Source organism: Rubeoparvulum massiliense, from assembly GCF_001049895.1.
Taxonomy (GTDB): Bacteria; Bacillota; Bacilli; order Rubeoparvulales; family Rubeoparvulaceae; genus Rubeoparvulum; species Rubeoparvulum massiliense.
In genome coordinates this window covers 488,112-512,199 of the sequence record NZ_CVPE01000005.1, presented here as the reverse complement: position 1 = coordinate 512,199, position 24,088 = coordinate 488,112, and the positions used below count along the sequence as shown (strand labels likewise).

Below are 24,088 nucleotides of genomic sequence, written 5' to 3'. Positions count from 1 at the left end.
AGGCTTTTAGATGGACTGGAGACGTGCAAAAACCATTTTGATTCTGATCTTTCTCGTGCTCGATCTCTTTCTAGGTTATCAGTGGTGGGAGTACCGTAGTGTAGCTCTGGAAGAGGCTTTGCTAAGTCGAGACCAGGACTATCTTCAAGCAGCGATCAAAATTCATCAGATTACCATGGAAACTCCTATCCCTACGGAGAAGCCCAAGCTATCCTATCTCAATGTAACTTATGATACAGCAGAGCTAATGTATCCCCATGAGGGTAGGCAGATGATTAAGAAGAACGATTATACACTAATTGGTTTTCTGTCGCCTCATGTCCCGATTGCATCCAGCATGAATGTAGCTGATCTTCCGGAGCTCTTGGCAGAAACAATCCCTAATTTCACACACTATAAATTCTATCAGGGTGATCTAGCCAGTGGTGAGATCCGCTATGTTCAGCAATTTGAAGGCTATCCTATTTTTGGTGCTAATGTGACACTCTTTCTTGAAGATAATATGATCCAAAAATTTCAACAGACCTATCTAAAGATCGGAGAAAAAGGGAATGCCCGCGATCTCTTGTCAGCATCAGCAAGCTTACAGAATTTACTAGACCAACAGATTATCAATGATGGATCCACCATCCTAAAAATCGAATTGGGCTATCTTGGTCAACCATTTACTCAAGAGATCAAAGAACAGGTATTTGTTCCGGTATGGAAGATCATCTTAATGGATCAAACCATTTATGTGAATGCCGTCACGGGTTTATTGGAAAATCGCCCCGCTCTGGATCAGTTTGACATGCGATTATCAGAGGAAGTAGGAATGAAACGATTAGAAGGTGAAGATTCTTGAAGTATTCTATTCTTGCAAGTGGTAGTAGTGGTAACTGTACCTATGTGGAAACGGATCATGCCAAGATCTTAATCGATGCAGGCTTAAGTGGCAAACAGCTTGAGGAATTAGCAGATGAAGCACATATCGATTTAAAAGAGGTTCAAGGGATATTTATTACCCATGAACATAGTGATCATATTAAGGGGGCAGGGATCCTAGCTCGTCGCTATCGGGTTCCTGTTTATGCTAACGCTAAAACATGGCTTGCCATGGAGAAACAGTTAGGAAAGCTGGAGGATTGGCAACGAATCGAGACGTCCCTCCATGATTATGTAGAAATTGCCGACTTACGTATCGAAAATTTTCCCATCTCTCATGATGCGGCCTGTCCAGTTGGTTACTCGCTCTATTGCGGTAACGAGAAGCTGAGCATTGCCACGGATATGGGATATGTAAATACGAAGACCATTGATCAGCTACAAGGATCCCATGTGTTAATCATGGAAAGCAATCATGATCCTCAGATGCTACGGATGTCACGTTACCCTTGGCGTGTAATCCAGCGTATTCTTAGTGATACGGGACATCTTTCCAATGAAGATGCTGGGGAGGCCTTAGGGCAGATTATTACAACGGAGACCAAAGAGGTCTATCTCGCTCACCTAAGTCAAGATGCCAATCTTCATGAATTAGCACAATTAACGGTTCGGAATATTCTAAGTGAGCAGGGGTTGGCACCTGATCAAGCATTTCAGTTACTGGATGCTTATCCTGATCGAGCTACCCCTTTACGAACCCTTGCACTGTCAGCTGAGCAGCTTCATCATCTGTCTTTAGGTTAGTAATCAACTGTTTTTTCCACTCCTCCTCTGTGATGAATTGATGCTGAATACAGAGGTCTAATAAGGTAGAGAGAAGTAGGTAAAGCTGGTACTGCTGTTCTTTTAAATCGGCGATTTGTGCCCAAAGCTGGACGTTATCATGGGGAGGTTGATTAAGCAAGCGGGTCTCCTCCTTCATACATATTGAGATCGAGCCAATCCTCTTGTAAACTAAACATACCATGCTAATCATTATGCACGTGATTCCATCAAGATAAACCCTACATGAAATATGACTCCTGGTTCATAATAGAAGAAAGAAGTGTATGGATTGCCAATGCAGGTTGGAGGGCAAAAAGGAGGAAAAAGGATGGGAAATTTTGATGATGATTTTTATGAGTGGAAGGAAAAGCCTGGTCGGCGTAGAAAAGGCTTTTTAAGTCACCTTATCGCAGGTGTTCTAGGTGGTGCACTTGTACTTGCTTCCATTCCCATGCTACAGAATCTGGGCTGGATGTCCAATAATACGGGCTTAGAGACAGTGCCCAATACGGAAGGAGTTACCTTCAGTCCTACAGGGAATACAAGTAAGGTTACCCCAGCTCAAACCTATCAGATCAGTGTGGAAGGTGGAGCGATTCAAGCAGTGGATAAAGCTGAAGAATCGGTAGTAGGTGTAATCAATATTCAGAACCTCACTGACTTTTGGTCGCGGCGAACGGAGCTTGTAGAGGCTGGGACAGGTTCAGGTGTTCTCTTTGCCAAGGATGGAGGGAAATCCTACATCGTGACCAACTACCATGTGGTGGAGGGGGCGGTGGACCTTGAGGTTTCGTTGGTCAACGGGGAACGAGTATCTGCAGAAATTGTAGGTGTAGATTGGTATACTGATTTAGCGGTCATCTCCATCGATGCTCGTGAGGGTCTGGTCTATGCAGAGTTTGGTGATTCATCTTACCTCCGAGTTGGTGAGCCTGCCATTGCCATCGGTAATCCTTTAGGGCTGGAATTCTCCCGAACAGTAACACAAGGGATCATTAGCTCCACAGAGCGCTCTGTGCCACAAGATTTGAATGGTGATGGTCAGCCAGAATGGGAGCTAGATGTAGTGCAGACCGATGCAGCCATCAATCCAGGCAATAGTGGTGGAGCCCTGATCAATATTGATGGTAAAGTGGTAGGCATCAATAGCATTAAGATCATGGAAGCAGGAATTGAGGGCTTAGGCTTTGCCATTCCCAGTAATGACGTGCTGCCTATTATTGAGGATATCTTAGCATATGGCTATGTAAAGCGGCCATACATTGGAATTGACCCGAAGGATCTCCAACTCATTGATAGCTATCATCGGGTTAATACTTTGAATCTGCCAGATGAGGTGGTAGGAGGTATTGTCATTATCGATCTACCTGTCACAGGTCCAGCCTATCTTGCAGGCCTCCGTGAGCTGGATGTGATCACACAATTAGATCAAACACCGATTCAAAACTCCGCCGAATTGCGTAAATATCTCTATCGGAACAAGAAGGCTGGCGAACAGGTTCAGGTCACTTATTATCGCGATGGTAAGGTGAATACCACCACCATACAATTGACCCAATTCCCCAAGGACGCCACCAGTAATCCATCATAACAAGAGAAGAGGACAACATCATGACACACATGCTATTCAGCTGCAAAGAGCACATCGAAGAAATCCTAGATCAATTTGTGGATCAATATGAGGAGGCGCCAGACCTATATCCTCTTGGCTATGGTTCATGGCAAGAGGAATTGGATGACTCATCTCGTGAAGTAGTAGCTCCTGTAATGAAGGAACATCCAGCCTGTACCTGGTGTGGTGCCAAAGCCGATTATCTGCTCTTGAAGGTTCCTGTTGAAGGCAGTGAAGACGAAGCGACGGATAAAGCTGATGAATCCGATGAAGTAGAGGATGCAGCCATCGATCTAGAGGATGAAGAGTAATCAATAAGGTGCTCGGTTTAGGGAGAGGAGAAGAAGCCATCATGATGAACGTAACCATCATCTCTGTGGGTAAGCTGAAGGAGAAGTACTTGCAAGCAGGCATTGATGAATATCGCAAACGCCTCAGCGCCTATGTGAAGCTACAACTCATGGAGGTGGCAGATGAGAAGGCTCCCGAAACCTTGAGCGATAAAGAGATGGAAGCAGTGAAGGAGCGGGAAGGCGAGCGTATTCTCCAACATATCAAGCCAGATATGCATGTGGTTGCTCTCGATCTAAAAGGCAGCATGCTCAGTTCCGAGGAATTGGCCCAGCAGTTTAATGACTGGGCCACCTACGGAACCTCCAGCGTCGCCTTCATCATCGGCGGTTCCTTAGGCTTAAGCCCGCAAGTTTATAAGCGTGCTGATCAATTGCTCAGCTTCTCCCGCTTTACCTTTCCCCATCAGCTGATGCGCTTGATTCTGTTGGAGCAGATCTATCGAGCGCAGAAGATTAATAAAGGGGAACCGTATCACAAATAGAGGCAAAAATTGTTGAAGATAAGGTGGTAATTCTTTATCGGAAGCGGGTATTGAAAATGTGCTTTCATTATCCGTTTCACGATATAACAAATGGATAAGTATAAAGGTTTTGGAAATATTCATTTCAGCAAAATCAAATTCAAGTTCTATGTTTTTAATAGTTCTGGATCTATCTAATTGCTTGATTGTAATATTAGCAATTAACAGCTGAAGTAGTTGTTTTTGATTTTCCCTAGATGTCTTCTTATAAACAGATAGGAATTTTTTTAATAATTTTTCGATCAACTCTGGTTGAATTACTTTTGAATCCATAGAACCTAATTGTATTATAAGCTCATTTTTCTCCTGTCCTAACTCTCTTTTCTCATTGGAGACCTTTTGCAATCTTTCTTGCAGGATATCGACAGGGAGAGTGTTTTTCTCAAAGGCATCCATATACTTTGCTTGTAACTGTTCATTTTCTTTTAATCGTATTTCAATCTTTTCTAAATCTTTGTTAAGCTGACTTATCGAATGAGCGGAACTTGAACTTATGTCTGTGAGCGTCTTATATAATCCCTTCCTATTAGAACTAAAATGTTCTATTTTCTTGATAACCCTATCTTCTGCTTCACAAGCCTTAATAGAATTAGCTTTACAAGCAGCAGATCCTTTATTATGGAAATCGCTACAGACGTAATAACGATGTTTTCGTTTAGTTCCATCTTTACGTGTATATGTTGTAATTGATGGAACCATACCTTGACCACAATCAGGACAGCGTAAAAGTCCACTAAGCAAGAATGGTTCGTTTGATTGACGCTGCCTGCTTAAATGACTTACTTTTTCTCCTCACTTGTACAACGCTCCATAATTCATCCGAAATAATAGGTTCATGTTTTCCTTCTACTAGAATGGGATTTGGATTTTTCCCTTTTCTCCGTTTGGTGTCCCAATTCTCAACTTTTAGCCAACTGATTTTACCGTTATATACAACATTGTTTAGGATTTGTGCTACACCGTTAATAGAAAGGTGCTGGTTTCGCTTCGTTCTAAATCCTGCTTTATTTAAGTGGTTAGAAATTGCTCTTAGGCCTTTCCCATTTGCATACATATGCTAGATTAGCTGTACTATCTTAGCTTCCTCTTCATTGATAACAAGTTCTTTTTTAATAGTGTCTATCTAAATACAACTCCACCGTTCCAATGCCCTTCTAATGCCCGTTGTTTCATTCCTAGTTTTACATTTTCAGATAAAGTATTATGCTCCATTTCAGCAATAGAAGCCATAATTTGAAGTACTAGGCGACCTATAGGACTACTGGTATCAAAGTTCTCCGAGTAGGATATAAATTTCACGTTGTATTTTTCAAACTTATCTAGAATCATGAGTGTGTCTAACATATTTCTTGAAAGTCGAGATATTTTCCATACTAAAACGGCATCGAATCTTTCATTTTCAACATCATTAATTAGCCTCTGCATTTTAGGACGTTATGGATTTACCGCTAATTCCTCCATCGACGTATTTATCGACTACTTCCCAGTTATAGATTTGAGCATATTGCTGAAGTGTTTGAAGTTGCGCTGTTATACTGAAACCTTCTTTTGCTTGTTCTTCTGTACTAATGCGGGCGTAGATAGCCACCCTTTGTATTTCTGTTACCATATTTGTCCTCCTTTCACTTTTATAATACTATGAAAATAATAGAAGGGGAAAATGGATTTAAGACTCTTTAGTTTATACTTGCTTATTAATATTAGGAGTATTTTGGAGAACTCTTAATTATGTAAAGGAGGAAGGGCATTTGAAAGTATATCATGAAGGGGGAAAAATATATTTTCATGACAAAGAACAAGGTGTGTTTGGCTACACAAACTATGATGAAAAATTATGGGAGAAAGTTCAATCCGTAAATTGGCGGGTAATTTGGGGTAAGCCAAATTCAAAAGGTCAGCGAAAAGGTTATATAGGGACATACTCAAAAAAACTTGGAAAATATAATAAGCTTCATCAAGTAGTAATGATACATTGGTATGGACTAGAAGCGCTTATTAAAGCATACGAGAAAGACTTCATTGTTGAACACATGGATAATAATTCTTTTGATTGTACAATAGAAAATCTAAGTTTTGCTCCCAATAACGTCAATATTGCTAAAGGTCAAACGTATGATATTGAAAGGGTTGAAGCTATTCCAATAGCTGCGATTAATATGTATAAAGATTTTGAAACAGGCAAATATCAAATTACTGTTGGCTTTAATAATTGGGTGGTTAAGAAAACAGAAGATGGTTTAACTCCAATGAATGAAATCCGGCTGGTTTATGAGGATGATTACAGACGCACATTAATGGACGCACAAGATATCTTATATGAACTTACGACCAATGGTATTATTAATCCAAAAAAATTAAACCATATATACATGGAAGAAGAACCAGCAGTACTATATGAATTTAAGGAAGGAGAAAATAGGTCTGGTGTAATTGAAGTAGATGGTAAGATGCATATAATACTTGATGAACACACTCGCCTTATAAAAGTTGCTCCTAATAAAGAACTTTACAAAAAGGACTTCTAATTTCCTAATTGATAGATTATATTTTTAACCTCTTTACGTGTACATTACTTGATGGTCTGCAAGAACTGGCAGCATTTTAGTTGAATAATATGTTGCATTGGTGAAAAGGTGGCCAAGGAAGTAATATCTTGTAGACAAGTTTGAGGGGATGGTAGGAAAATGCTTAAATAAACTAACATAAACAGTGGTTTAATTACTTTGAGTCACAATGATTATGGATATCAGGATGTAATAGATGATTTCCCCTCTGCAAAGGAAATCATTATTGTTACTTATAATATTTCTAAAAACGATACAAGATTACTAGACCAATTGAAAATGCTAGATGAAAGTGTTTCGGTGACATTTATAACGAATTTACCTCAAAGATATGAAAAGTATTTTAGAAGTAATCAAATTAAGACACCAGCTGATCGAGCTTTAGAAAATATTAAAGATTATTTTAATCAATTAGATCGTGATAATTTTAATTGCGATTTAACAGTTTATTTCTGTTATGAAAATCATGCTAAAATTATGATGACTGAAAATATAGCATATATTGGATCAGGTAACTTCTCTGATGAAAGTAAAAATAATGTGGAAGCAGGAATTACCCTTACCGATTACGAGAGTATTAAAGCTGTAAAAAATCAATTAATACCAGAAATCATAAGTCGTTCTATTCGATACGCAACTTCATTTTATACGGTTTATATGGAATATGTAGCAGATTGGTTAATTGAATGTAACGATTTCTTTGATCATTTAGATATGGGCATTTTTACATATGCTGAAGTTAGATATGCACAAGAGGAAAAGGTTCTCGATTTTACTAATGCATCCATATCTTTTGAGAAATTAAATAGATTTACAGAAATGATAACAGAGGCTAAAGATTCAATACAGGTTATGATCCTTGGAGAATTTGATCAATATATAGATACAGGTAGAGCTGATGGAATAAAAAAATTACTATTCTTACTAGATACCCAAGTTCAAAAATTAGAAGATTTATTAGAGGAATTAGCCAGTTTTGACTTTCAAGAATTGCAAATTGATTATGCACAAAAAATGCATGAGTATTATACAGGGGATCCCGATGATTTAAATTATGCTTTTGAAGAAGGGCAACGGAAAGCTCAAGAAGACTTTCAGGAAATTACTGAGCGATTTATCGGTTTAGATGGATATTTCGAAAGAGTCCAAATAAGAATACCTAGCTTATTACAGTTGTTAGTTAATGAGATCGAAAAAATTTCTGACATCCTAAAAAATGAAAGTATATATGAAGACCGTTCATCTATAAATAATACAAATAAAGAGTTATAAAACCTAACATCTGTGAAATGTTAGGTTTTCTGTATTAACCTCAACTCAAGGGTCTTCTAATATTCACAACACTTTATGTCCCCTATTAAACACATAGTTACTTCTGGAGGCTTGATACACAACGATGTTTTCAAAACCTGTTCTACTGCCATTTTTAAAACACTTATTTATGATTAATTGATTATGATTAGTATTCGTGGTGGAAAATACATTTAATTTCTTATAAATCTTGTGATAGACATTGGTTCTTCTTCTTATCTCCTTGATATATTCAGGATTTAGAGAGCGAATGCTATCAATCTCATTACCACTTTTAATAAAAATGGTAGGAAGATGAGCCTTGTTTGTTGGAATTTGGCTATCAGTAATTTCATAGGTATCAACCAGTATCAAATTCAACTCATTTGATGAATAATCCATATTTTTTTCGATGACAGTAATTGATTGAGCTTTTTCTTCTACATCACTATCAACAATCACTTCAGGGAAAATATCCTTCAAAAGTAATTTGTACTGTAGATACATTGGTACTCTAACTAGACTAACCTTCCCATAGCCAAGTATTTTGCTGGCTAACCAATAAACCCATATCGGATACTCGTTATACTTGTTTCCAGAGTTAAATAATTTGCCTTTATTTGCTTTTGTCCTCCAAATATAAATAATTATTGATAAAACTACCCCGCCAATAATAGAAATAACTCGTTCATTATTAATAATATTTTTTATCATTTCATCAAAATTTGCTGCATCTATACCTATCAGGGAGAGAATGCCATAAGCAATCTCTTGAAGAGGGTAAAAGATACTTACTATTGCTGGTAACAAGATTAATAAACATTGAAATAGGACCTTATTCACTACCTATATCACCCCTTAAAATTATTTTGTTATTATGCATAGGGTATTAATTTTCGCATGCGTTTCTGCATTTGATTTTCTTTCCACTCATCGTAATAAAGAGAAATAATATCTTTATCTATAGAAAATTCCTTCCGAGTCATCACGTCTCTATATTCAACTATTTTTTTATGCAAAGAACATTTTGTTACTATGCGTTTACAACCACACGGACACTTCTTTTTATTACTTCTATTTGGTTTTTGGCTTAATATATCTAGTAAGTTAATTACCTGATCAATATATTTAAGTTCAAAAACCTCCAGATAATCCTGAATAATACCATCTATACCGTGGTATAACTCGCCAAATACAAAGTTTTCCTCACCTTGAAGTCTTAGTGAAATTGCATAGAAGTATGGAACCACACATGAATTAATAAAGCCATCTAAAGTAGGGTTGTCCTTAATACGCTTCTTCAAACTCATTGGCGATCCTAAACATAGAGATGAATCGGGATAAGCATGATAATCCAACGTTTTGGGAAATCTTTCTCCAATTTCGTAGACGGTCGGAGTCTCTTTAGGGTAACTTTTAGGGATAACAATCCTTATTGAAAACTCGTCCTTTATATTTCCGTAGGAATCATTCTTTATATCGAAAGCCAAGGTCCCTATAACAACATACTCTTCGTTATTTGAAGGAGCTAAAGACATTTGAGGGTTACTTTCTAAAAACCATTCTAAATCTTTAATGTTAATATGCATCACCCCAAGGTTTTGGTGGATTTATTGGTAAGCTTGTTACATTTCTCTGCTTGTCACTTATATATTTTTTATTTAAAAAGCTTTTATCTATATTCAAAGAGAATTTATTATTTAAGATTAAACTAGCTGTTTCATAACTTTCCGTTTTTAATAAGTTGTAAAAATCAACTTTCGCTTGTAACAACCAGTTTTTGAAATTCCCTTCTAAATCTAATTTCTTTCCTTCTGACGTATCCCACCTGTCTGTAAAATCTTCATTGGGGTTCACAGGATTGGGAACTCTGGGGGTACTAGGGTTAATATATGTTGGCATATTTTTCAATAGATTTATCAATGCTTCTTCTAAATTCAATTCTCCATTATAAGCTCTAGCTGCCAAAGTTGTTATAATAATAGAAATCGGCTTACTATCATCTTCTCCAAACATATTATCACGATGTCTCTTTAACAATTGAATACATCTTTGAAGAATGGTTTTTCTGCTGTAAATTGGAACAGGCGTTATTGAAGAACGATTGTATAGTCCGAAGTTGCCCGTTGTCATGCGACTCTCAAACCATTTCAAATATCCTTCTGGATTACTAATATTCCAGTCTTGCGAGATAATGGAATAATTATCAAGTCGATCATCGGTAATGTTTATAGCAGCGTCAACCACAGATTTGTTTAAGAGTTCTTCATAATTGAAAGCATCTTCTAATTGTTTTTTGTAGACCGATTGCATATCAATATTTAATGGTATACATGGAACTATATCTAAATGAAATTTAATCTCGTCCATATACTCCAATCTCCAACAGCGGTGCTTCTCTTCTAGTTCCTGCTTGATCCCCTTTGCTACACGATAACTTTCTAGTTCAGTACCGACCATTTCCTTTAATTGTTCCTGTGTAAACAAAGACTTAAAATTAGGGATAATGACTTTACAACCCATGTCTAAATCATATTCTTCTTGTTCGTTAATAGGTTTTATAGTAGTCCCTAATGCAAAAGAGCCTTGAGGAAATATTTTTATATCTACATCTTTGAAAGAACTATTTTCTCTATTAAACCATTCTCCCAACGACTTATATCTTTGAATTGTTTTTTCAACAACATACTCAGGTAAATCTAGTTGCTCAATCATTTCTTCTAAAACACTTTTTTTATATATTGTTTCAGGCATTACAAATCCCCTTTCGTATTGTTTATCAAATGGTTGATGTTACCAACCATCACACTAAATATAGTAACATAGAATGTTTGTTCACACAATATATAGTGATATTAATAATCTATTAAAAATAATAACCAAACCTTTAGAGGAATTTTTAAAGTTACTTCTATTTTGGAAGAACAAAAATGGGGCGTCCAGAATTCAGCTTTCACTGACTTTCTGGACAGCCCCTTTTGCTACAAAAGTTTCTAAGTTACATCCCATAAACAAGAATATTAAATGACATCCACAAATAATAAGAAAGCCATGAGCACTCCCATTGTCACTCCCTTTAGGACCGTCATCGTCATTGCTTTCTGCCCAGCACGCGCAGTAGCAAGAATGGTTCGAAAATAGAGTATGGCTCCTACAATAATTAACGTAGACTCTATGAGAATACTCGCCATGGTGAAGTTCCACAGTCCCAGTCCGAGTAGTGGCAAGTCACCAAGATTCCCGGGGAGGATCGGTAAATCTGCCCGATGGACGAGTAAATCGAGGATCCAGTGGCTGAAGACAACGGAACTGAGAATGACTCCACCTCGTCTTCCCCAGAAGCGATTCGCTGCTAAGCCTGTAAGCAGAGCAATTAGTAGGGCGCCTAGTAAAGAGTGGGAGTAATACGCTTGAAATAGATAACCCCCATACCCGTTGCCAGCAACGGGTTGCATAGACTCAATGCCAGCTATGAATAAAGGTAAAAAAACGATATCAAGCAATTGTGTGCTCACTAATAACGCCCAAAGTGGTATGTTGGGTGACTTCGCTTTAACTGCTGCAGCCAGACCAAAATGTCCTGCCATCATCATTATCATCTCCTCGAATGAAAGCCTTTTTTTTGAAACACCTTATCGTCCTGTGAGATGGATCATTTGCATCTCACATTAATGTTGCATACATGAGTCTAAGCAGAACGCCAATTTCCACATATAAGGATTCATATCATCCATAGAGAGAATCAGCTATAATTTATGGTAACTACATAAGTAGAGAGGAGACATATGATGTGGAAAGAGTTTAAGGCTTTTGCAGTGAAAGGGAACATGCTCGACCTAGCCATTGGGGTTATTATTGGTGCTGCCTTTGGAAAGATTGTCAGCTCATTGGTAAACGATATCATCATGCCGATTATCGGCTTAATGCTTGGCGGCATTGATCTTACTGCCCTGTCAATTCCACTTGGTGATGCAGATCTGATGTATGGCGCGTTCCTCCAAACATTGATTGATTTCTTCATCATTGCTTTTTCCATTTTCCTATTTATTAAATTCTTGAATAAGTTTAAGAAAAAAGAGGAAGAGAAAGCACCTGAAGCACCGACTCCTACCAAAGAAGAGATATTGCTAACAGAGATTCGCGATTTACTTAAAGAGCGTCAATAATCTAATGGATCGCGGTGCGATATCCCATGCTGAGATGTACAGTATTGTAAACTTGTCCATATAAATTCTTTCAACTTTCAGTGAGATTGCTTAATTGCATCTCGCTTTTTTGTATTGCATGAATACCTGCAAGCAGGGTTTCAATTAATACATGTAAGGTGGTATCAATATCTAGTGGTAGTCCGAATCCGTTGGCTTGCTCTAAGGAAGCAAATCCATGAAGTAGACTGCGGAACACTCGCACTACATGGAGGGCTTCATCTTCTTCTAACCCGTAGTACTCCATCACCTGCACGGTAAGTTGCACAATTTCTCCTGCTACTCTCTGCAATTCAGGATCATTTGGATCAGGAGCGCTCAATGTCGCAGTATATAAGCCGGGATGTAAGCGGGCGAAGGTGACATAAGCTTTGGCCATGGTACGGATCGCCTCATCACCAGATCGTCCCACTGCTGCCTGTGTGATTACTCCATTCAGTTGATTCAACCCATAAAGGGTCAATTCTCGGCGTAGACCAGGTAGTCCATCCACATGGTTGTATAAGGATGGTGAACGAATTCCCAGCTTTTTTGCAAGAGAAGCTAATGTAACTTCCTCTAGGCCGTGTTGATCAGCAATTTCTGTGGCTGTCTGTAGAATTGTTAGAAGGTCAAGAGCAGCTCTTTTGGACATGTCATCGTCTCCATTTCATGATTGATATTCTAGATTCCGTTCAGCTTTAGCGATCGCTCGGTCTATAGCAGTGCATGGTGCATCGAGCATACTGCCATGTCCTGTTGCCAGCAATGTAGGTTCATACATTCGTAGTCTCCTAACACTCCCTAGCGCAATCTGCTTATTCCATGTAGCCCATGCTGGGAACGGGAATAATGGTTGTACTTGGCCCGCTACAGCAACACCACCTCTTGTTTGCATTGCATCCCCAACAATTAATGCATTGTTCCTCGTATCGAGAAAGGCCATTAAGCCTGGGGTATGTCCAGGCGCATTGATAGCAAGCAAGGAACCAATCTGATCCCCATCTTGCAGCAGAACATCCGCCTTTGTCTTGAGACGCTTTGGAACGCCGCCACGGATCGGCGTTTTTGGTTCACTAGGCTCCAGTGATTTATCTCCGTAAATCAACTTTGACTCTCTTTTGGAAATATAAACGGGAGTGTTTGGGAGTGCTAGCTTGAGAGCATCGAGTGCGCCAGTGTGGTCATCGTGGGCATGAGTTAGCAGTATTCGAGTAATTGGTTTGCCAATATGATGAGCTGTCTTGATAACCTTGGTGGCACTATATGGTAAGGCAGCATCGATTAAGGTTAATCCATCGTCTTCCTCCACCAGATAGCAGTTCACCGGAAAAAAACGCGGCAGAAATGTTAATTGAAAAACCTTCTTCTCATGAGTAATTCGCATTGACTTCATCACCAATTCCTTTTAACTAATAACGTTAGTTTTATTATAACTAATGTTATTAGTTAAAAGCAAGCGGAAAATGGTAGAAATGTTTGGCGAACTACAAATAAAAACACCTTACTGCCACCACACTTTCCATGTAGCTGAGTAAGGTGTTTCGTTATTACTTGTTTGAGCCGAACATTAATTCTCACTAGATGCCGTTTTTGCCAATAAAACTTTTTCTCGTACCTTCACCATGTAGATAAAGAGCGCGAGAAGAATGAGGGCAACACCTAGGCTGAGCAGGGTACTACCTGTGAAGCCTAGGATAAGATAGCCTACAACAGAGAGCAGACCAGCTGTCACTGCGTAGGGTAGCTGTGTAAGCACGTGATCAATATGGTGGCTACCTGCACCAGTGGAAGAGAGAATGGTTGTATCTGAGATGGGTGAGCAGTGATCACCGAAGACAGAACCGGCAAGTACACTGGCCATGGCAGGTAACAACATATTCATATCTACAACAGAGACGATATTGGCAGCTATACCTAGCATTACGCCAAATGTTCCCCAGGAAGTTCCTGTTGCTAATGACATGAATGACGAAATAACAAAGAGTAAGACGGGTAGAAATGCAACATTCATACGACCATCGATGAGATGAGCGAGATAGACACCTGTTCCCACCTGGCCGATGATTTCGATGATAGTCCAGGCAAAGAATAGAATCGAAATAGCAGGGACCATGGATTTGATTCCACTTCCAATACCCCCAACAATTTGAGCAGTGGGCATCCGTTTCATGAAAGCGAGTAGAAGCGTAATCGCTAAGGCTGCGAGTCCCCCGTATAAAAGTGATGCAGAAACATCGGTGTTCTCAAAGATCTTAAGAAGAGTTGCTTCGCCTTCTGTGGCATTGGCGCCTGTTACGAACATAAAGGAGACGGTGGCAACGATAAGAACAATGATGGGGAGAACAAGATCCCGTACTTTCCCATTTTTGCTCTCAATGACATCGCTTTGACCAGGTACCTTTCCTTTGCTTGGATCAACAAGCTGGTGATGAAGGATGGCCCGTTCTTCATGCTCCCGCATCTTCCCAAGATTTAAGTTGAAGAAGATCGATGCAAATACCAACAGTAATGTGAAAATAGCATAGAAATTCATCGGGATCATTTTCAGGAAGGCACCTAATGCGCTTATCCCTGTAACTTGTAGCGTGACGAAAATACCACCAATAATAGACATGATGTAGGCACCCCAACTAGAGATGGGCGAGATCACGCAGACAGGCGCAGAGGTAGAATCAATGATATATGCTAACTTTGCCCGTGGAACATGGTGACGGTCTGTAATGGGGCGGCTAACATTACCAACAGCAAGGCTATTAAAGTAATCATCGATAAAGATGATTAAACCGAGAATAACAGCAACCAATTGTGCACCAGCCCGGGTTTTTACTCTTTTCATCGCCCATTCTCCGAATGCACGACTTCCCCCAGAAAGTGAGATGAGTGATGTAATCATCCCCAGTAAAAATAAGAAGAAGATGATATACATATTCCATGTGTTTAATGCACCATCAGTGATAATCAATCCTTTGACAATCTCATAGATCATGACGATGCTGCTCGTGATACTGGAGAGAATTCCTTCCCACAGACTGCTACCTGCAGGTAGATCTGCATAGCTAAGCATCAATGCACCGACGAAGATCCCTGCTCCAAGAGAGATAAGGACACGACGTGTTAATAGAACCATGACCAGTGCCAAAATCGGTGGTACTAAAGAGAGTACTGAGTTTTCCAATGTGATCCTCCTTTTTTTGGTGGAAGCACTTATCGGGATCTTCAGGCTCGTTCATTCTCGCAGTAGTATGAGAACTTAGCTTACCCTTAGAAGGGGATAAAAAAAGACAACCATAGGAGAAAACACCTACCGTTGTCGGTTCTTCGAATGAGTTCACCACAATAAAAATAATGGTTCATCGCTCGAAAAAATAACCCAAACTCGATAAGTAGTGCTCCATTGTAAATGGGGTGATTTACAATGACAGTGTTATTCCTATTCGGAATAACCCCAGCAATCAACATCTTGACTGTGCTGATCACTTCGGCGAAGCATCCTTTTGTTTACCTCTCATCGTTGTCATCCTCAAGGTAACTACTCATAAACCTCGCGCCTCTGCCCTATCGTTAGATAAGACTTGATATTAAGTTTTGATTGATTTAGATTTTAACAGAATTGCTGATCAATTTCAAATACAAAATATTGCTATTTTCATATAAGCATGATCAACCACGTAGGATAAAATTACCTTAAATTGATTTCCCTAACCATTCATCTATAATATTGGTAGAGAATGCTATTCATCTCGAGCTTGCTAGAAAAAAATGTGCAATTCCATCAAGCAAACCCTTTTATTATTCTGTAATAACACATAACGACAAATTAGGTAATTATAATATTGTTTTTGCTTCGTTACTCAAGACATACCCTACCCCAAAAGATGGATAATCAATGCCACTAGTAAAAATGGTACAAGGAGTGGATGAGGAGAATGAAGAGGATACGCACAGGCTTTCTTGCGCTGCTGTCGCTACTATTTGTCCTAGGTTTAGTATCAGTGGCTTGCTCTAGTGTCGATGAGCAAATGATAATACCCATTAAACAACAGACTACTTATGCTAGTGAGCAAGAGCTTGCGCGAGAATCAGAGGAAAAGCTGAAATTTGCCATTCTTTCAAATGTATCGATTAAGGAAACCTATCATACCTACTATAATTTTATCCATCACCTTGAAGAAGAATTGGGTATGGAGATTGAAATTATCCAATTAAATACCTATGATGAAATCTTATCTGTTTTTACGAAGGGCGAAGCAGATGCAGGTCTAGTCTGTGGTTATCTCTCTGTATTAGGAAGTGAGCAAGGCGTGATGGAGCGGATTGCCATGCCCATCATCAATGGGAAGGAACAGTATACCTCCTATATCATTACTCGCAAAGAGAGTGAAATCAACTCGCTGCATGATTTAAAGGGTAAGAGCTTCGCTTTCTCAGATCCGGATTCATTTGCAGGCTACCTAGTACCGAAATTCCTAATAGAGTCAGAAGGCTATGATTTTTCTAACTTCTTTCAGCGAACCTTCTTCACCTATAGTCATGACCATTCCATCGCAGCTGTAGTGAATGGCCTCGTTGATGCAGCAGCAGTCTATAGTACCAGCTATGACAAGCTAGTGAAAGAGCAGGACCCCTTGATCGAAGGGATCAAAGTGGTTGCAGAAGGGGCCTTTGTTGGGAATCAGCCCATCATCGTGAATCCCAGTTTACCATCGACGCAAAAAGAGGAACTGAAAAAGGTTCTTCTCCATTTACACGAGAAAGAAGCTGGACAAGAGGTATTAGAACTGCTCAATTATGATTATTTTGTTGAGGCAGATGATCGTCTGTTCTCCCCTGCTCTAATTATGCTCGAGAGTCTGAATGAAAAGCCATGATGAGTAAAGAGATGACATTACTGAACAAGCTGAGGAATGTAAGTGTGAAAGTGAAGATTTTAGGAATCACCCTAGGCCTCGTCCTATTAATGGGAATCACCAGTATCTTCATTGTGAGAGAGCTACTCGTAATTAAATTAACAGAGGATTTAGAACGAAGAGCGCTTTCTATCGCCAGTGATCTATCGTCACGAGGTACAGATTTCACCATTCTCCAGGATATTTATAGCTTAGACAAGTTGATCAAAGAGATGGAGCGGAATAACCCAGACATCGAATATATCTTTTTCTTGGATCACCAGGATCATGTCATTATCCACAACCTGGGGAAGGAGTATGAAGTATCACTCCAGCTCATCCAACTGAATCGTGATACCGACTGGTTTGAGCAGTCCTATCAATTACACACCTTTATTTCAGAAAATGGGGTCATTCATGATGTGCTTTCCCCGATGCTAGAAGGTGATGTGGGCTTTGTCCGAGTGGGACTAAATGAAAATCAAATTGCTGAAACCATCAATGAGCTTACCTTCATCCTTATCATTTCTACCACGCTTATTGGGATTGTAGGCGTTATTATTGCCTATCTTTTGACGAGAATTATGTATCGTGATCTAACCAAGCTCATTCAGGTGAGCAATGAGGTGGGGAAAGGGAATCTAAATTTCTCCGTAGCCATCGAGTCCAATGATGAAATTGGTCTACTAGGAAGAGAGTTTAACACCATGATTCAACATCTCAAGGAGAAGAATGATGAGAACCTGCGTTACCTCGATCAATTGAAAATGCGGAACAATGAGTTGGCATTATTGAATCAGCTCTCTGTCACCGCCTTAGATGCTAGTAGCTTCAAAAGACATTTGAATCAAACAGTGACCCAATTGAAAGAGGAATTACAGCTTTTAAGCTGCTTCATTGAGATTCAATTGAGTGGTGAGAAGCTTGAATTCATTCAAGGTGAGACGGCTTGCCTGACCTGTTTGCAAGCTACATCCGTCAATTGTCAGCGCAGTAAGAGTAAGCACAAGACGTTTCCGCTAAAAACAATGCAACGTGGTGTTGGGAAAATTGTGATTTGCTTTAAAGAAGAGCCTAATGGGATCCAGCTTCGTTTTATCAACTCCTTTGCCCGTCAGCTCTCCATCATTATTGAGAATGTGGAGCTATGGCAGGAGCTGAAATATAAGGAGGAGCTACGACTAAAGCTATTGGATAAAGTGATTACAGCACAGGAGGAAGAACGGCGACGGATTGCCCGCGAGTTACATGATGAGACGAGCCAGTCCCTTACCTCCATCACCTTAGGGCTTAGTATGCTAGAAGAAGTGGAGACCGCTGAGGAGAAGCGAAGCAAACTGCTGGAGCTCAAGGAGATTGCCGAGAAGACCATGGCAGAAGTACACTATATCTCCTGGTCTCTCCGACCCAGTGCCCTTGATGATTATGGCTTACTACCAGCAATCAAGATGTATGCCAATGATTTTTCAAAAAAATATGGAGTTGAAGTAGATATTCAGGTGATCGGATTTGAGCAAGTTCGCTTACCTTCCACCGTAGAGGTGACCATCTACCGCGTCATTCAAGAAGCACTCACCAATGTGGCACGTTATGCAGAAGCGGAGAGTGTGAGTATTATCATTAAACAAGCAAGAAATCAGGTCAGCCTCATTATCGAAGATGATGGGATCGGCTTCGACGTAGCGAAAATCTTAGATAAAAAGATCGCGAAAGAGCATTTAGGACTTAAGGGGATGCAGGAACGCATTGAATCAATTGGAGGGCACTTCTTCATTGAATCCAACCCAGGCTTTGGGACATCTATTTATGTAAACAATATTGAGATCGGTGGTGAACTTGCAGCACATGAAAATCATGTTAGTGGACGATCATAAGGTACTGTTATCGGGGATTAAGCTATGGCTCTCCAAGGTAGAAGGTTGGGAAGTTGTGGGTGAAGCGTTCAGCGGAGAAGAGGCCATCCAGATGGTGGAACGATTAAGACCTGATCTTGTCTTAATGGATATTTCCATGCCAGGAATGAGTGGGATCGAAGCACTAGCCCAAATGAAAGCCATCGCTCCCAATGTGAAGGTGCTCATGTTAACCATGCATACAGAAGAAGAATATTTAAAAGCAGCATTAAAAGAAGGCGCTTCTGGCTTTGTCCTCAAACGAGCAGCTCATACGGAGCTTATCTCAGCGATTGAAACGGTATTAGCAGGTCAGACCTACATCTATCCCTCACTTACCAGTCTAGTGATCAAAGGCTTTGTTGGTGAGGGGGAATCAAGGGCTGAAGAGAGAAAGGAAGAGTCAAAAAGAGAGTGCTTGAGTGAGCGGGAAGAAGAGGTTCTAAAATATATTGCTCTTGGCTATACCTATCAGGAGATTGCAGATACATTGTTTGTTAGCATTAAAACAGTAGAGTCATACAAGAGTAGAATATCAGAGAAGCTAGACTTGAAACGGCGCTCTGAGCTGGTACGCTTTGCCCTAAAAGAGGGTATCATCACCGCTGATGATTAGAGATTAGCAGAGGCTTGTAAGGAATTCCCCTATTTAGATCCCGGACTTTTTCCTCAGGATTTATGTGTTTTACTGCTAAAATAAGCAATTTTTCGATGCTATGGTGAGGATGAGGAAATAGATAAGGGGGGATTCACATGAAGGGAAAGGTCTTTTTCATTTACTTTTTAGTTGCAGTTCTAGCCATTGGTATTTCAGGTGGATTTGCCTCAACGGGTATTGTTAAGGATGACCCAGAGAGAAAAATCACCATCCCAGATGAGCGCCTTATCGAATTAAAAGCGAAGCTAGCCTATAATGGCGAGGATGTGTTCTGGCGTTTTGAATGGGATGCTGGTGAGGATTCTAGTATTCATCAATCTTATCTCGTGTATCGTGATGGTAAATGGCAGAAGCATAAGACCAATAATCAAGATGAGAATCGTTTCATGGAAGACCGCTTTGCAATGATGCTGGATGATGGCTCCGTAGAATTTTTTGAGCAGTATGGTGGTTTTATTACTGCAACCAGTGATATGAATAATATGTTGAACCCAGCCAATCCAGAGGAAACAAAGGAGCTGCTTGGGAAAGATTATGTACGCAAGTTCTTGCCAGAAACCCGTTATGACAAAAATGACTGGCGAACTGTGAAAAGTAAAGAGGATTTAGATAAGCTCGTAGATGCAGGCTACTTCTTAGATTTGTGGCACTGGAAGGCTCATCGGTCCAATCCAATTGGCTATGTTGATGATAACTGGGTTCGTGAGGATCGCAAGAATGACGAAGGGAAAGCTGGTAGTTCTAACTGGGATGAGGAGCTGGAGCAACCCAAATATATGTTTGACCCGAATAAAACCAATCAATATGCAATGGAATGGGATAAAGTAATCAATCGTCATTATACAACAGAGGATTACTATTATCTCGCAGAAGATATTATGGTGGAATATGACCCTCAGCATGAATGGAAGGAAGGAGATGTGCTTCCTGAGCTGATTGTCTCTCCAATTGAAGGAGGACGGGCAGATATCTTTGCACAGGGTGTCTTGCTAGATGGTAAATGGCATCTTGATATGCAACGAGCCATGGATACTGGTAAACCCCGCGAGGATAAGATTATCCGTGATCAGGGGAAATACACCGTTGCATTTGCAATCCATCGTAATTCATCAAGCCGCTATCACCTTACCTCATTCCCATTCACCATTGGCTTTAATCGAGACGCAGAGATTGAGGCAACATACTTTGAAGGAAAATTACCGCCTTGGGATCAGATCGAATGGACAACGATCAAGCTCTTCTATCCAGGTCAAATCACATGGGATCATGCCATGAATCCAGAAGCACATGCTGGTGGCGATTATGTTCAAAATAAGATTCCATTAAAGGATTTCCATACTGAAGATGAGTTCTCTTACTACGGTGTTGAATCAGAATTCCGTTCAGAGATTCTTAATCAATGGTTGTTGACCATGGGAGCTGTTTCGCTATTCGTCATACTCTTCTCGTTCGGGGTTGTCCGAGCTGCAGCCAATGTTGAAAGGAGTGAGGAAGAATGAAACCAGCATTTCATACAATCATCGTCTCGCTAATAACCGGAATTTTCTCCATCTCAATTCTAGGTATTTTCATTCGCATGTATATTCAAAAGTTCAAACCCGATCTTAAAAACACCATTGGAAAATATGCGGATTTTATGGCTTGGTTTTCAGCACTCGTTGGCTTTTTGCTCATCTTCGCAGCCTTAATTACTGGCTTTGCCATCTGGCCAACCTCAGCAGTGTTGAATAGCTCAATCTTAAAGAATAAAATATTTACAGCGCTCTTGCTCTTACTCTTCTGGGCAATCTTCCTCTTCATCCGTTATCGCTATCGTCAACAGCTATGGGAGAACAAGCCTCTACGAATCTACTATGCCCTTCTAGGGATTGGCGCCTTCTTCTGGGGGGTTGTAACCAACTCCATCGGTGGTGATGTAGCAGGTAATGCCAGTGGCTTTGAATACTTGGTTCAGCTTGTCACGGTGGATACACGTTGGACCTTCTACTTACCTAACACCATCTTGTTACTGCTACTGGGTCTTGGCATTGTTTCGATTATTTTGCCGGGGTTCTTCAAATCAAAAAAGGTAGCAACAGTGCCTCTCGAACAGAGTGAGGGTGCGGAACAATAGACATACAGCTTGCCGCAAATGATGCGATTCTCCCTGTATCTCCATGATGATACAGGGAGTTTTCTATTACTTTAATCTCCATATAAGGTTAAGGTAGGATAGAATAGGGGTGACAAGGATTGTAGTTGATGGGGGGCTATGAGAAGATGCAGGGAAGTATTTTACTTGTAGAAGATGATCTCGCTATTTGCGAAATGGTAGAAAGCTTCTTAGAAAAAGAAGGTCTAAGGGTGGTTACCTCTCCTGATGGTGAAGATGCCATCAAAAAATTTAATGAAGCGCAGTTTCAGCTTGTAATATTAGATTTAATGATGCCTAGGCTGGATGGCTTAGAAACATTAAAAATTATTCGTCAAGTGAGTACTGTCCCGATTCTCATCATGTCTGCCAAGGATCGTGATGTTGATAAAGCCTTGGGATTGGAGCTAGGTGCTGATGATTATATCTGCAAGCCCTTCTCATTACTGGAGCTATTGGCTCGGGTGAAGGCAGCGATCCGGAGAGCCAATCGATATGCAGTTCGCTCTGAGGAAGAGAATCGATTAATCATCTATGGTGATCTAGCAGTCGACATCGTCAATTTTACTGTTCATAAAAAAGAAGAGGCGATCAAGCTAACTGCGAAGGAATTTGAGATTCTCAAGCTCTTTGTCACCAACACCAACCGAGTTTTTACCAAGGCTCAGATCTATAACTTGATCTGGAAGGATGAGTATTTCGGCGATGAAAATGTGATCAATGTACATATGCGCAGGCTCCGAGAAAAAATTGAGAATGATCCATCTAACCCTCAATACATCAAGACATTATGGGGGATAGGCTATAAGTTAGAGGGCTGATAAGATGGAGATAACACTAGTAATCCTAGCGAGTCTTAATGCGGTACTACTCATTTGGATTGGACTTCAATCTGCTAGACAAAAAGCACGAAGTAAAAATCTCTCCTACATAAGCCATAAGATTGAGGGGCTTATCGCCGAGCATTCTAATGAAAAACTTCTCCTTGTTACAGAAGATCATGAATTGAAGCGCCTGCTTGTTGCCATGAATCATCTACTTGATCATCAGCACGCTCTTAAGGCACAACATCTAAGAATGGAAGAGTCGATGAGAAAGATGTTAGCTAACACCTCTCATGATATGAAGACACCATTGACTGTTATTCTAGGGTATTTAGAAATGATCCGACTAGACCCAATGATAAGCATTGAAGAAAGAGGGCAGTTAATGGTGAAGGTGGAATCAAAAGCAGGGGAAGTGCTAGCGCTTATTAATCGTTTTTTTGACTTGGCAAAGCTTGAGGCGAAGGATACAGAGATCTCCATCACAAGGGTGTTGATGAATGAAATCTGCCGAACAAACATCTTAACCTACTATGACTTGGTGACAGCGAAAGGGATAGAGGTATCTATTGAAATACCGGATTTTGATCTCTATGCATGGGGAAATGAAGATGTACTCGCACGCATTATGAATAACCTCATCTCTAATGCGCTTAATCATGGCGCTGATGGAAAAAGAATGGGCGTAACATTACGAGCAGATGAACGCTTTGTCTATGTAGATGTTTGGGATCAAGGGAAAGGGATTGCTGAAACCCATCTCGACCATGTATTTGAGCGGATGTACACATTAGAGGACTCACGAAATAAACTGTATCAGGGAAGTGGACTGGGACTCACTATCACAAAGAGATTGGTGGAGCAATTAGGCGGAACCATTCATTTAGAAAGTAAACCCTATGAGAAAACGGTTTTTACCATTTGCCTAAGACGGTTTCAATATTAGAGGAAAGTTCATGTAAAAACGAGAGGAAGGTTCCTCTCGTTTCGTTAAATAAAGCGCCATAGACCAATTTCAAGTTCTTGCAATCGCTTTTCAAAGCTTATCTGTTGCTCATCATGGATATCAATTGCATCGCCATTAAAAAAGAGAAACTTTTTTTGAGGTGAAGCTGCTAAACCATCAATGGCTGTATGGAGTGCAGCGTACTGAGCATCTACATCTTGCTCACACCTTGAGTAGGAGATATTTTCCCGTTCAAAGATAGGCTGCTTACGCGCGGAATCATCAAGGGTATTCTGATTGGTATCAACAATGGCAACAATACCACCAGCGTTCAGTAATCCTTCTAACACAGATAGAAGCTCTCTTTTTCTTAGCATGTGCTGAAAAGATTGAAATAGTTTACTCATGGTTTCACCTACTTTATGCAAAATACGTATGTACTCTTTTAACTATTCTATACCACATCTTACATCATTAATCATTGCCACAGTGGAGGTCTAGGCGGTTAGTCATGAACATTCTATTAAGAGCATGC

27 protein-coding genes, 1 pseudogene and 1 riboswitch are annotated in these 24,088 nt (G+C 40.1%); of the genes and pseudogenes, 15 read left to right on the top strand and 13 right to left on the bottom strand.

Annotated elements, in window-relative coordinates:
• Positions 1-10 precede the first annotated feature (10 nt).
• On the top strand, positions 11-844 hold the full coding sequence (gene yycI / locus BN1691_RS07625; protein WP_048601603.1) for a two-component system regulatory protein YycI: 834 nt from the start codon (positions 11-13) through the stop codon (positions 842-844).
• Complete coding sequence (locus BN1691_RS07620) at positions 841-1,668, top strand: MBL fold metallo-hydrolase (RefSeq protein ID WP_048601602.1); 828 nt, start codon at positions 841-843, stop codon at positions 1,666-1,668. Before yycI ends, BN1691_RS07620 begins: the two co-directional genes overlap by 4 nt.
• Here the strand turns inward: BN1691_RS07620 and BN1691_RS07615 are convergent.
• Complete coding sequence (locus BN1691_RS07615) at positions 1,607-1,828, bottom strand: hypothetical protein (RefSeq protein ID WP_048601601.1); 222 nt, start codon at positions 1,826-1,828, stop codon at positions 1,607-1,609. The genes BN1691_RS07620 and BN1691_RS07615 overlap by 62 nt on opposite strands.
• A gap of 189 nt (positions 1,829-2,017) precedes the next feature.
• On the opposite strand from BN1691_RS07615, the gene BN1691_RS07610 reads away from it, so the two are divergent.
• Genes BN1691_RS07610 through rlmH form a run of 3 tightly spaced genes read left to right on the top strand, consistent with a single transcriptional unit; the run spans position 2,018 to position 4,136 of the window.
• Entirely contained in the window at positions 2,018-3,280 is a 1,263-nt protein-coding gene (locus BN1691_RS07610; protein WP_048601600.1) for a S1C family serine protease, read from the top strand.
• A 20-nt stretch (positions 3,281-3,300) separates the two neighbouring features.
• The gene (locus BN1691_RS07605; RefSeq protein WP_048601599.1) at positions 3,301-3,612 is read left to right on the top strand and encodes a CxxH/CxxC protein; all 312 of its coding nucleotides are present in this window, start codon (positions 3,301-3,303) and stop codon (positions 3,610-3,612) included.
• A gap of 44 nt (positions 3,613-3,656) precedes the next feature.
• Positions 3,657-4,136, top strand: a complete 480-nt coding sequence (rlmH, locus tag BN1691_RS07600; RefSeq protein ID WP_048601705.1) for a 23S rRNA (pseudouridine(1915)-N(3))-methyltransferase RlmH — start codon at positions 3,657-3,659, stop codon at positions 4,134-4,136.
• Between the two features lie 642 nt (positions 4,137-4,778).
• Here the strand turns inward: rlmH and BN1691_RS14695 are convergent.
• The 4 genes and pseudogenes from BN1691_RS14695 to BN1691_RS14855 all read right to left on the bottom strand — a co-directional run.
• A pseudogene (locus BN1691_RS14695) lies at positions 4,779-4,874 on the bottom strand (hypothetical protein); the annotation flags it as partial.
• Between the two features lie 34 nt (positions 4,875-4,908).
• Entirely contained in the window at positions 4,909-5,229 is a 321-nt protein-coding gene (locus tag BN1691_RS14690; RefSeq protein ID WP_231638362.1) for a recombinase family protein, read from the bottom strand.
• Between the two features lie 65 nt (positions 5,230-5,294).
• Complete coding sequence (locus BN1691_RS14860) at positions 5,295-5,600, bottom strand: recombinase family protein (protein WP_261795549.1); 306 nt, start codon at positions 5,598-5,600, stop codon at positions 5,295-5,297.
• Between the two features lies 1 nt (position 5,601).
• A complete protein-coding gene (locus tag BN1691_RS14855; RefSeq protein ID WP_261795548.1) occupies positions 5,602-5,784 on the bottom strand; it encodes a recombinase family protein in 183 nt (60 codons plus the stop codon).
• A 139-nt stretch (positions 5,785-5,923) separates the two neighbouring features.
• On the opposite strand from BN1691_RS14855, the gene BN1691_RS07590 reads away from it, so the two are divergent.
• Positions 5,924-6,700 carry a hypothetical protein gene (locus BN1691_RS07590; protein WP_048601598.1) on the top strand — a complete coding sequence of 259 codons (777 nt, stop codon included), beginning with the start codon at positions 5,924-5,926 and terminating at the stop codon, positions 6,698-6,700.
• 198 nt (positions 6,701-6,898) lie between these two features.
• Positions 6,899-8,011, top strand: coding sequence for a phospholipase D-like domain-containing protein (locus tag BN1691_RS07585; RefSeq protein ID WP_048601597.1), 1,113 nt, complete (start codon positions 6,899-6,901; stop codon positions 8,009-8,011).
• Positions 8,012-8,074: 63 nt separating this feature from the next.
• Here the strand turns inward: BN1691_RS07585 and BN1691_RS07580 are convergent, their stop codons facing one another.
• The 4 genes from BN1691_RS07580 to BN1691_RS07565 all read right to left on the bottom strand — a co-directional run bounded on the left by BN1691_RS07580 (position 8,075) and on the right by BN1691_RS07565 (position 11,619).
• The gene (locus BN1691_RS07580; protein ID WP_048601596.1) at positions 8,075-8,872 is read right to left on the bottom strand and encodes a hypothetical protein; all 798 of its coding nucleotides are present in this window, start codon (positions 8,870-8,872) and stop codon (positions 8,075-8,077) included.
• A 32-nt stretch (positions 8,873-8,904) separates the two neighbouring features.
• Positions 8,905-9,618: a hypothetical protein gene (locus tag BN1691_RS07575; protein WP_048601595.1), complete on the bottom strand. Its 714-nt coding sequence runs from the start codon at positions 9,616-9,618 to the stop codon at positions 8,905-8,907.
• A complete protein-coding gene (locus BN1691_RS07570) occupies positions 9,608-10,783 on the bottom strand; it encodes a nucleotidyltransferase domain-containing protein (RefSeq protein WP_048601594.1) in 1,176 nt (391 codons plus the stop codon). The genes BN1691_RS07575 and BN1691_RS07570 overlap by 11 nt, the downstream gene beginning before the upstream one ends.
• A gap of 266 nt (positions 10,784-11,049) precedes the next feature.
• Positions 11,050-11,619: a hypothetical protein gene (locus BN1691_RS07565; protein ID WP_048601593.1), complete on the bottom strand. Its 570-nt coding sequence runs from the start codon at positions 11,617-11,619 to the stop codon at positions 11,050-11,052.
• Between the two features lie 198 nt (positions 11,620-11,817).
• On the opposite strand from BN1691_RS07565, the gene mscL reads away from it, so the two are divergent.
• Positions 11,818-12,195 (top strand): large conductance mechanosensitive channel protein MscL, encoded by a 378-nt coding sequence (mscL, locus tag BN1691_RS07560; protein WP_048601592.1) that lies wholly within the window; start codon positions 11,818-11,820, stop codon positions 12,193-12,195.
• Between the two features lie 70 nt (positions 12,196-12,265).
• Here mscL and BN1691_RS07555 read toward each other — a convergent pair whose 3' ends face one another.
• From BN1691_RS07555 to BN1691_RS07545, 3 genes are all read right to left on the bottom strand, one after another.
• A complete protein-coding gene (locus tag BN1691_RS07555) occupies positions 12,266-12,868 on the bottom strand; it encodes a TetR/AcrR family transcriptional regulator (protein ID WP_048601591.1) in 603 nt (200 codons plus the stop codon).
• A gap of 15 nt (positions 12,869-12,883) precedes the next feature.
• Positions 12,884-13,600, bottom strand: a complete 717-nt coding sequence (locus tag BN1691_RS07550; RefSeq protein ID WP_048601590.1) for an MBL fold metallo-hydrolase — start codon at positions 13,598-13,600, stop codon at positions 12,884-12,886.
• Positions 13,601-13,783: 183 nt separating this feature from the next.
• On the bottom strand, positions 13,784-15,391 hold the full coding sequence (locus tag BN1691_RS07545) for a Na+/H+ antiporter NhaC family protein (protein ID WP_048601589.1): 1,608 nt from the start codon (positions 15,389-15,391) through the stop codon (positions 13,784-13,786).
• Between the two features lie 201 nt (positions 15,392-15,592).
• Positions 15,593-15,777: riboswitch (Lysine riboswitch) on the bottom strand.
• 365 nt (positions 15,778-16,142) lie between these two features.
• On the opposite strand from BN1691_RS07545, the gene BN1691_RS07540 reads away from it, so the two are divergent.
• The 7 genes from BN1691_RS07540 to BN1691_RS07510 all read left to right on the top strand — a co-directional run bounded on the left by BN1691_RS07540 (position 16,143) and on the right by BN1691_RS07510 (position 23,553).
• Positions 16,143-17,084, top strand: coding sequence for a substrate-binding domain-containing protein (locus tag BN1691_RS07540; protein WP_048601588.1), 942 nt, complete (start codon positions 16,143-16,145; stop codon positions 17,082-17,084).
• Positions 17,084-18,976 (top strand): histidine kinase, encoded by a 1,893-nt coding sequence (locus BN1691_RS13890; RefSeq protein ID WP_053083724.1) that lies wholly within the window; start codon positions 17,084-17,086, stop codon positions 18,974-18,976. Before BN1691_RS07540 ends, BN1691_RS13890 begins: the two co-directional genes overlap by 1 nt.
• Positions 18,948-19,610, top strand: coding sequence for a response regulator transcription factor (locus BN1691_RS07530; protein WP_048601587.1), 663 nt, complete (start codon positions 18,948-18,950; stop codon positions 19,608-19,610). Before BN1691_RS13890 ends, BN1691_RS07530 begins: the two co-directional genes overlap by 29 nt.
• A 137-nt stretch (positions 19,611-19,747) precedes the next feature.
• Positions 19,748-21,151, top strand: a complete 1,404-nt coding sequence (locus BN1691_RS07525; RefSeq protein ID WP_048601586.1) for an ethylbenzene dehydrogenase-related protein — start codon at positions 19,748-19,750, stop codon at positions 21,149-21,151.
• Positions 21,148-21,765, top strand: a complete 618-nt coding sequence (locus tag BN1691_RS07520) for a hypothetical protein (protein ID WP_048601585.1) — start codon at positions 21,148-21,150, stop codon at positions 21,763-21,765. Before BN1691_RS07525 ends, BN1691_RS07520 begins: the two co-directional genes overlap by 4 nt.
• A gap of 146 nt (positions 21,766-21,911) precedes the next feature.
• Complete coding sequence (locus tag BN1691_RS07515; protein ID WP_048601703.1) at positions 21,912-22,604, top strand: response regulator transcription factor; 693 nt, start codon at positions 21,912-21,914, stop codon at positions 22,602-22,604.
• A 4-nt stretch (positions 22,605-22,608) separates the two neighbouring features.
• Complete coding sequence (locus tag BN1691_RS07510) at positions 22,609-23,553, top strand: sensor histidine kinase (RefSeq protein WP_048601584.1); 945 nt, start codon at positions 22,609-22,611, stop codon at positions 23,551-23,553.
• Positions 23,554-23,597: 44 nt separating this feature from the next.
• Here BN1691_RS07510 and BN1691_RS07505 read toward each other — a convergent pair whose 3' ends face one another.
• The gene (locus BN1691_RS07505; protein ID WP_147545751.1) at positions 23,598-23,960 is read right to left on the bottom strand and encodes a hypothetical protein; all 363 of its coding nucleotides are present in this window, start codon (positions 23,958-23,960) and stop codon (positions 23,598-23,600) included.
• Positions 23,961-24,088 lie beyond the last annotated feature (128 nt).

Coding starts and splice junctions, on each gene's coding strand:
- BN1691_RS07530 (WP_048601587.1), top strand. CDS start 18,948: ATGAAAATCATGTTAGTGGACGATCATAAGGTACTGTTATCGGGGATT.
- BN1691_RS07575 (WP_048601595.1), bottom strand. CDS start 9,618: ATGCATATTAACATTAAAGATTTAGAATGGTTTTTAGAAAGTAACCCT.
- BN1691_RS07505 (WP_147545751.1), bottom strand. CDS start 23,960: ATGAGTAAACTATTTCAATCTTTTCAGCACATGCTAAGAAAAAGAGAG.
- BN1691_RS07520 (WP_048601585.1), top strand. CDS start 21,148: ATGAAACCAGCATTTCATACAATCATCGTCTCGCTAATAACCGGAATT.
- BN1691_RS07570 (WP_048601594.1), bottom strand. CDS start 10,783: ATGCCTGAAACAATATATAAAAAAAGTGTTTTAGAAGAAATGATTGAG.
- BN1691_RS07550 (WP_048601590.1), bottom strand. CDS start 13,600: ATGCGAATTACTCATGAGAAGAAGGTTTTTCAATTAACATTTCTGCCG.
- BN1691_RS07605 (WP_048601599.1), top strand. CDS start 3,301: ATGACACACATGCTATTCAGCTGCAAAGAGCACATCGAAGAAATCCTA.
- mscL (WP_048601592.1), top strand. CDS start 11,818: ATGTGGAAAGAGTTTAAGGCTTTTGCAGTGAAAGGGAACATGCTCGAC.
- BN1691_RS07565 (WP_048601593.1), bottom strand. CDS start 11,619: ATGATGGCAGGACATTTTGGTCTGGCTGCAGCAGTTAAAGCGAAGTCA.
- BN1691_RS14860 (WP_261795549.1), bottom strand. CDS start 5,600: ATGCAGAGGCTAATTAATGATGTTGAAAATGAAAGATTCGATGCCGTT.
- BN1691_RS14855 (WP_261795548.1), bottom strand. CDS start 5,784: ATGGTAACAGAAATACAAAGGGTGGCTATCTACGCCCGCATTAGTACA.
- rlmH (WP_048601705.1), top strand. CDS start 3,657: ATGAACGTAACCATCATCTCTGTGGGTAAGCTGAAGGAGAAGTACTTG.
- BN1691_RS07525 (WP_048601586.1), top strand. CDS start 19,748: ATGAAGGGAAAGGTCTTTTTCATTTACTTTTTAGTTGCAGTTCTAGCC.
- BN1691_RS07510 (WP_048601584.1), top strand. CDS start 22,609: ATGGAGATAACACTAGTAATCCTAGCGAGTCTTAATGCGGTACTACTC.
- BN1691_RS07540 (WP_048601588.1), top strand. CDS start 16,143: ATGAAGAGGATACGCACAGGCTTTCTTGCGCTGCTGTCGCTACTATTT.
- yycI (WP_048601603.1), top strand. CDS start 11: ATGGACTGGAGACGTGCAAAAACCATTTTGATTCTGATCTTTCTCGTG.
- BN1691_RS14690 (WP_231638362.1), bottom strand. CDS start 5,229: ATGTATGCAAATGGGAAAGGCCTAAGAGCAATTTCTAACCACTTAAAT.
- BN1691_RS13890 (WP_053083724.1), top strand. CDS start 17,084: ATGAGTAAAGAGATGACATTACTGAACAAGCTGAGGAATGTAAGTGTG.
- BN1691_RS07515 (WP_048601703.1), top strand. CDS start 21,912: ATGCAGGGAAGTATTTTACTTGTAGAAGATGATCTCGCTATTTGCGAA.
- BN1691_RS07555 (WP_048601591.1), bottom strand. CDS start 12,868: ATGTCCAAAAGAGCTGCTCTTGACCTTCTAACAATTCTACAGACAGCC.
- BN1691_RS07610 (WP_048601600.1), top strand. CDS start 2,018: ATGGGAAATTTTGATGATGATTTTTATGAGTGGAAGGAAAAGCCTGGT.